This window comes from Neisseria sp. P0022.S010, assembly GCF_051956635.1.
Genome location: NZ_JBQCXF010000152.1, coordinates 1 through 6,576 on the forward strand (window position 1 = coordinate 1; position 6,576 = coordinate 6,576).

The window sequence follows — 6,576 nt, forward strand, 5'->3', positions numbered from 1 at the left end:
TTGCCGCTGCAAAAAATACGCCGTATTTCATCAGTAAAACTTTCTTCATCATTACGAATGTGGCAAGATTCGGTATCTTAAACAAAAACCACACAAAAAGCCATGATGACCGAAAGCGAATTCATCCGCATGAGCGAAGAATTGTTCGAACACATCGAAGACCAAATCGACGAAAACGGCTGGGATTTCGACTGCCAGTTTGCCGGAAACGTCCTGACCATCGAAGCCGAAAACGGCACGCAAATCATCGTCAACCGCCACACGCCCAACCAAGAATTGTGGATTGCCGCCAAAAGCGGCGGCTACCATTTCGCCGAGCAAAACGGCAAATGGCTGGCAACGCGCGACAGCCGCGATTTCTACGACGTTTTAAACGAAGCACTGAGTGCGGCTTCGGGCGAAGCAGTTGAGATTGCAGAATTGTGATTCAGTCTTCAAATATCTCTAGCTAAAAATCTATTTACCTCAAAGGATACCCAAATGCCCCTACTAGACAGTTTCAAAGTCGACCACACCCGTATGCACGCCCCTGCCGTACGCGTGGCAAAAACCATGACCACGCCCAAAGGCGACACCATTACCGTGTTTGACCTGCGTTTCTGCATTCCCAACAAAGAAATCCTGCCCGAAAAAGGCATTCATACGCTGGAACACCTGTTCGCAGGCTTTATGCGCGACCACTTAAACGGCAACGGCGTTGAAATCATCGATATTTCCCCGATGGGCTGCCGCACCGGTTTCTACATGAGCCTCATCGGTACGCCCGACGAGCAAAAAGTGGCCGACGCATGGCTCGCTTCAATGCAGGATGTTTTGACCGTTCAAGACCAAAGCAAAATCCCCGAGTTGAACGAATACCAATGCGGTACCTATATGATGCACTCGCTTGCCGAAGCACACGAAATTGCCCAAAACGTTTTGGCACGCAAAGTCGCCGTCAATAAAAACGAAGAGCTGACATTGGACGAAAGCCTGTTGAACGCTTAATACTCAATGACAGCAAAGGCCGTCTGAAACTTTATATGACAAGTTTCAGACGGCCTTAAGACCTTTTATTCCAATTTTCAACCTTCCAACCACAGTTTTACACCGCCTAAAAATAAGTTGGCGGATGCTGACAGTGTACATAGTATAATTACACTTTAAACAAACAACCTGATTCTATTGCCTTTATGAAACCGTTTTTCTGCAAAACCGCCATTGCCCTCAGCCTGACCCTCCCCGCCGCCGCCAACGCTGCCGAGTATGTCTGCAATGTTGAAGGCATTACTGTTTATGCTTCATATCAGATCAATGACGCCTGTCGCATAGTTGAAACAAACAATGTAACAGAAAACAGCGTCGTTGCGATTCCAGGCGACACTCCGGTTTTAAAAACGGTACAAACAACAGAATTTAAAGCATCTGCCGCTGACTACGTTCATACTTCTCAAGCAACGCCTGCGGTACAAACCCCAGTCGTTGTTACTCGAAATGAATACGGTGTTCCCGCACCTATTTCCATTCCGATGGCACAAACTCGACAAGCTGTGCCTACGAATAAAACCATTGCAGACAGCGTAATCGTCTCCAACAATACGCCTGTTTTGGAAACACCAGCCGTTGCAAAACCTGAAAACTATGTTGTTGATACTACTGTCCACAACACAACTCCTGTCGTACAAACGCAGACGACTGCTGCTCAAGAGGACAACACTATTGTTCCTCCAACGCTCGCAGCACAAATCCAACCTACCGTTGCAGCCGACAAAGCCATTGCGGACAGCGTAATCGTTCCCAACAATACGCCTACTCTGGAAGCGCCGCCCACAATAAAAGCTGAAAACTATGTTGCTGACACTACTGTCCGCAATACAACTCCTGTCGTACAAACTCAGTCTAGTGCGACCCAAACAGAAAACAGTGTTGTTCCTGTAATGCTTGCCGCACAAGCCCAACCTACTGCTTCTACCGAGAAAACAGTTTCAGACGGCATTGCTATTATTAATGAAACACCAGCTGTTCAACCTGTTGTACCTGCAATCCAAATTCCACAAGAGATTATTCAGAACTCGGCAGCTCAGCCGCAAACTTCAACTACCCAAAATAACCAAGCGGTAACAGCTCAGGATGAAGTGCTCGATAAAACACCTGCCAAAGTCGAGACTAAGCGCAAAGGCAAAACTTATGCCAAAACCTCCTCTCGACGCAAAGCTAAGGTCAGCTGTACTAAAACAGCCGTTGTCCTCGCATCTGAAGAACAAGCAGCCAAACCTATTGCCACAGCTTCGGCCGAACCAAGCACGCCGGCAACTTCCGCTCCGGTAGAACATGGCAAAACCACTGTCCCAACACCTTTCCCTCAAGCATACAAACCGGCAGCTGACATTTTGCTGGATAAAGGAAATAATGACAGCGATATCAAAATTCTGCCGAATGTACCGATTACCAGCGTGACCAACACAGCCGAAGCCGCCAATCCGCGCCTTAATATTACCCTGCGCAACCGTCAGAACAAATCACGCAGTTCTTCATACAGCAAATACAAAGCCCCTGTTATCCGTACTGCACCTGTGGTTACGCCGGCTCCTAAGCCAAGCCCTAAAGAAACCCGCAAACAGATATTGCAGACCGAAGTACGCAATGAACAGGCCGCTATTACCCGCCTTCAAACACAGCTGAATGCGGCCAAACAAAAAGGCGAGCAGATTAAAATCCAACAGCTGACCCGTACCATCAACGCCCGTAAAGCGAATATCCGCGCTATTCAAGGTGAGATGTCTCGTTGATTGGTTTTTGATACAAAAAGGCCGTCTGAAAATATTTTCAGACGGCCTTTTTAATGACATAAACCTTATTTATTCAAAAGACAAATACTTTCTCTAAAATCATTTGCCGATCACGCCAAAGTATATTTCTTCACACTCCTACCCTCGTGCGCCATTACTTCTTCTATCCAATCGGCGATATTTTGCCAATAATATTGTGGCTTTTCAGACGGCCTATCAGCCTGCATCACTTCATCATTCAACACAATGGGAACACCCTGCTCTGCACCGGCTTCAAGCAACATCCAAATACTGCCTTCATGGGTATCGGCATGAGCTGCTTGATGTTCATATGCCCAGCCAACCGCAGCTTGTCCGCCATTTTGCACAGACTGCATCGCCAGCAATAATGGATGAAAGCAGGTATCCACATTGTTGTCAGCAGCCACGACCAAAGTTGCACCATGCGTGCCTAACGCTTGCGCGGCATGAAAAACGGGAGAGTTGTGTAGATTGGCGATAAAGTCAAACGGCATCGCGGCGTGATGGTTCAGCACATTGTCTGCCATTTTTTCAAATACGGATGGCGAAGAAAATGGTGTACCGAGAAAAACAGCGCAATCAGAACGGATTTCGCTTTGTTCCTTTAACTGCCCTGCACCAAGCGCGGCAATCAAACTCAAGCGGCTGAGGCGGCGGGTATCTATACCGCTTTGCTGCTTTAAGGTTTGTTTGAGAATTTTGCCGCCGGTGCCGGCGCCAGTATCAAAACGCACGGCGGCGGTAATACGGATATTAGGATTTACGGTTGCCATTGCCATACCAAAGATGTGTTGCTGCCGCCAAAACCAAACTGATTGGCCAAACAGAAAAAGCCGCCTTTTTGTGAGGCTGCACACTCAGAAAAACAAATTTTCCGCCCCTGATAATCGCTGCTTCCGCCTCGTTTTAAAGCAGATAAAAGCAAAGCCGTTTCAAGGGCTGCCGTTGCGCCAAGCGTGTGTCCGATTTGTGGTTTGAACGCCATCAAAGGAGGCAGTGTACCGAATATGTTTTCCAGCGCGGCCAATTCGGTGGCATCGCTGTCAGCCGTGCCGATGCCGTGTGTTTTAACGGCTGCAATGCTTTCAGGAGCGATGCCTGCAACATCCAAAGCTCGACGCATCACCTGTTCTTGCGCTTGGCCATCGCTTTGAATCAGGTCATTGCCTGTATTGGCGGCGTGTCCAATAAGTTTCAGACGGCCTGAAGAAGATTCGGGAGCAGCGGAAGATAAGGCAAGTGCGGCAACACCTTCGCCTAAAATCAAACCGTTTCTGCCAAAAGGCCGATACTGTTCGGCCAGCAAACCCAAACTGTGAAAATGCAGCAAAGTCAGCCGGTTGAGGTTTTCAATACCAAGCACAAAGGCACGCTCCGCCCCGTCGCGCAAACAATTATCCGCCTGAATCAGCGCATGGGCAGATGAAGTGCAGGCAGTAGCGAAACTGAAAATCTGCCGATTGCCGCTGCGCCGGCGCAAATCTTCGGCAAGATAAAGCAGATTGTGTTCTTCTACCGCCCTATTGCCCGCAAAATGGCGGTTTTCATATTCGGAGATGGAATAGGAACTGGAACCGATAAACACCGGCGCATCATGCCAGCTTTCAGACGGCCAGCCTGCACTTTCAGCGGCTCGGCGCAAATGTTGTTCGGCAATATCCGCAAATTCCTTCCGCCTCAAACTGTCGCCGGCGAATGCACGAAAATAAGCAGCTTGCTGCGGTTGGTTTAAAAACGTATAAGACACCGCATCAGGCCGTCTGAAATCCGTTTGCGGATTCAAGGCAGAAGTGGCCGCCGTACCGCAAACCCAACTCACGCGCCATGCTCCGCACGGATAAACGCCGCCAAATCGCGTACGCACATCATATGTTTGCGCACCATCCGGTCGCCCTGCAGGCGCACTTGGAAATACTGTTGCAAGGCAACGCTGATCTGCAGCGCATCAAGCGAATCCAAACCGACCGGACTGTCATCGCCAAACAAAAGTGCATCGTCGGTGAAATCATCCATATCCACATCGTCGGCCTTATCGGCCTCTTGCACGATTAGCTTTTTCAATTCCGCTTCCAGCTCGTGCCCGGCCAGTGTAAAGGTGTAAGACATTTTTTAAACCCCCATTTTTATCTCTTGAAGCAACAGCTCGTTTTAGCGAAACTCGCTACACTCGTTTTCAGACGGCCCGAACTTTATGCAAAATCGCCCCAAAGCGTCTGCATGGTGGCAATGGCCGCAAGTGAGGCGGTTTCGGTACGCAACACCCGTTTGCCAAGCGTAACGGATTGAAAACCGGCATCAAATGCCTGCTGCTCTTCCTTCTCCGTCCAGCCGCCTTCCGGGCCGACCATAAACACGACTTTGCCGGATTGCGGCCGAACATCACTCAGTTTTTGTGCGCGGTTCAAGCTCATTAACAGTTTGGTCGTTTCCTGCGGCAACTGCTGCAGAGCCTGTGCATAAGTCGTCAGCGGCAAAACCTTCGGCACAATATTGCGGCCGCTTTGTTCACACGCCGAAACGACGATTTCCTGCCAACGCGCCACCCGCTTTTCAGCGCGTTCTCCACTCAAGCGGACGACACAGCGTTCGCTGATGACCGGGCGAATTTCTGCCACGCCCAATTCCACGCTTTTCTGCAAAGTGAAATCCATGCGCTCGGCGGCGGATACCGCCTGTACCAACGTAATGTTTAGCGGCGATTCGTTGTCCGTTACCTCTTCACGCAAAATCCGCACGCTGGCGCGGCGCTTTTCCAAAACTTCGGGTAAAGCCGGATATGCCTTGCCATTACCGTTAAACAACACGATTTCTTCCGTGTTTTTCACGCGCAATACATTCAGATGGTGCACCACATCATCGGGCAATTCGACCACGCTGTCGGGGCTTAAGGCAAAATCAACATAAAATCGGGGCATGGTTTCCTGCTTTATTCATGTATATAATTTAAACTTTCGTGAACGAAGTTGAAACACGGCGGCATACACTTGCCTGCCTGATTTTGATTTCATCCACTATAATTTGAAAACTTCCCGAATTTTAATCCACTGTCACGCAAAACTGCAAAAAACAAGGATACGCCGTGCTATACCGTTTACAGAAAGTCGTCCGCCACATCGCCCAAACCGAAGTCATGCCGCGTTTTCTGAACACGCCGTCACGACGCAAGGAAGACGGCTCGGTTTTGAGTGAAGCAGATTTGGCCGCACAAACCGCTTTTGCCGCCGCCCTGCCCTTATTGGAGGATTGTCCGATGTTGGGCGAGGAGATGAGCGTTCAGGAGCAAACCCGTTTGTGGAACGAACATTCAGACGGCCTGTGGATTGTCGATCCTATCGACGGCACAAACAACTTCGTCAACGGTTTGCCGCATTTTGCCGTATCCGTCGCACTGGTTAAAAACGGCCACGCCGAATTGGGCGTGATTTACAATCCGGTCAGCGGCGAATGTTTCTATGCCGAACGCGGCAAAGGCGCATTTCTCAACGGCACGCCGCTGCCGCTGCGTTCCGAAAACAAAAAACTCAACGAATCCATTGCCGGCGTGGAAATCAAATACCTGCGTTCGGGCAAACTCGCCAGCCGCATGAATACCCTTGCCCCATTCGGCACAATCCGCAGCATGGGCAGCAGCACGCTCGACTGGTGCTATCTTGCCAGCGGCCGCTACGATATTTACATCCACGGCGGACAAAAGCTTTGGGACTACGCTGCCGGCGCATTGATTTTTGAAGAAGCCGGCGGCTGCCTGACTACTTTGGAAGGCGACGATTTTTGGAGCGGCGAACAT

At 49.8% G+C, this 6,576-nt stretch carries 8 protein-coding genes; 4 read left to right on the top strand and 4 right to left on the bottom strand.

What is annotated here, in order from left to right; translation table 11 throughout:
• Positions 1-102 precede the first annotated feature (102 nt).
• The 3 genes from cyaY to ACTHUT_RS12255 all read left to right on the top strand — a co-directional run bounded on the left by cyaY (position 103) and on the right by ACTHUT_RS12255 (position 2,768).
• On the top strand, positions 103-426 hold the full coding sequence (gene cyaY / locus ACTHUT_RS12245; RefSeq protein ID WP_049328424.1) for an iron donor protein CyaY: 324 nt from the start codon (positions 103-105) through the stop codon (positions 424-426).
• 54 nt (positions 427-480) lie between these two features.
• Complete coding sequence (luxS, locus tag ACTHUT_RS12250; protein ID WP_049328425.1) at positions 481-987, top strand: S-ribosylhomocysteine lyase; 507 nt, start codon at positions 481-483, stop codon at positions 985-987.
• A 185-nt stretch (positions 988-1,172) separates the two neighbouring features.
• Entirely contained in the window at positions 1,173-2,768 is a 1,596-nt protein-coding gene (locus ACTHUT_RS12255) for a hypothetical protein (protein ID WP_250601395.1), read from the top strand.
• A gap of 110 nt (positions 2,769-2,878) precedes the next feature.
• Here ACTHUT_RS12255 and ACTHUT_RS12260 read toward each other — a convergent pair whose 3' ends face one another.
• The 4 genes from ACTHUT_RS12260 to ACTHUT_RS12275 all read right to left on the bottom strand — a co-directional run bounded on the left by ACTHUT_RS12260 (position 2,879) and on the right by ACTHUT_RS12275 (position 5,704).
• Entirely contained in the window at positions 2,879-3,568 is a 690-nt protein-coding gene (locus tag ACTHUT_RS12260) for a hypothetical protein (RefSeq protein ID WP_250601397.1), read from the bottom strand.
• A complete protein-coding gene (locus tag ACTHUT_RS12265; protein ID WP_049328428.1) occupies positions 3,550-4,608 on the bottom strand; it encodes a beta-ketoacyl synthase N-terminal-like domain-containing protein in 1,059 nt (352 codons plus the stop codon). The genes ACTHUT_RS12260 and ACTHUT_RS12265 overlap by 19 nt, the downstream gene beginning before the upstream one ends.
• The gene (locus ACTHUT_RS12270; RefSeq protein WP_250601399.1) at positions 4,605-4,895 is read right to left on the bottom strand and encodes an acyl carrier protein; all 291 of its coding nucleotides are present in this window, start codon (positions 4,893-4,895) and stop codon (positions 4,605-4,607) included. Before ACTHUT_RS12270 ends, ACTHUT_RS12265 begins: the two co-directional genes overlap by 4 nt.
• An 83-nt stretch (positions 4,896-4,978) precedes the next feature.
• The gene (locus ACTHUT_RS12275; protein WP_250601401.1) at positions 4,979-5,704 is read right to left on the bottom strand and encodes a 16S rRNA (uracil(1498)-N(3))-methyltransferase; all 726 of its coding nucleotides are present in this window, start codon (positions 5,702-5,704) and stop codon (positions 4,979-4,981) included.
• Positions 5,705-5,868: 164 nt separating this feature from the next.
• Between ACTHUT_RS12275 and ACTHUT_RS12280 the strand changes: the two genes are divergently transcribed.
• A partial coding sequence (locus tag ACTHUT_RS12280) for an inositol monophosphatase family protein (protein ID WP_440418840.1) occupies positions 5,869-6,576 on the top strand: 708 nt, incomplete at its 3' end.

What these genes read in the sequence shown, in the direction of transcription:
- cyaY (WP_049328424.1), top strand. Translation starts at nt 103, where the DNA reads ATGATGACCGAAAGCGAATTCATCCGCATGAGCGAAGAATTGTTCGAA.
- luxS (WP_049328425.1), top strand. Translation starts at nt 481, where the DNA reads ATGCCCCTACTAGACAGTTTCAAAGTCGACCACACCCGTATGCACGCC.
- ACTHUT_RS12255 (WP_250601395.1), top strand. Translation starts at nt 1,173, where the DNA reads ATGAAACCGTTTTTCTGCAAAACCGCCATTGCCCTCAGCCTGACCCTC.
- ACTHUT_RS12260 (WP_250601397.1), bottom strand. Translation starts at nt 3,568, where the DNA reads ATGGCAATGGCAACCGTAAATCCTAATATCCGTATTACCGCCGCCGTG.
- ACTHUT_RS12270 (WP_250601399.1), bottom strand. Translation starts at nt 4,895, where the DNA reads ATGTCTTACACCTTTACACTGGCCGGGCACGAGCTGGAAGCGGAATTG.
- ACTHUT_RS12275 (WP_250601401.1), bottom strand. Translation starts at nt 5,704, where the DNA reads ATGCCCCGATTTTATGTTGATTTTGCCTTAAGCCCCGACAGCGTGGTC.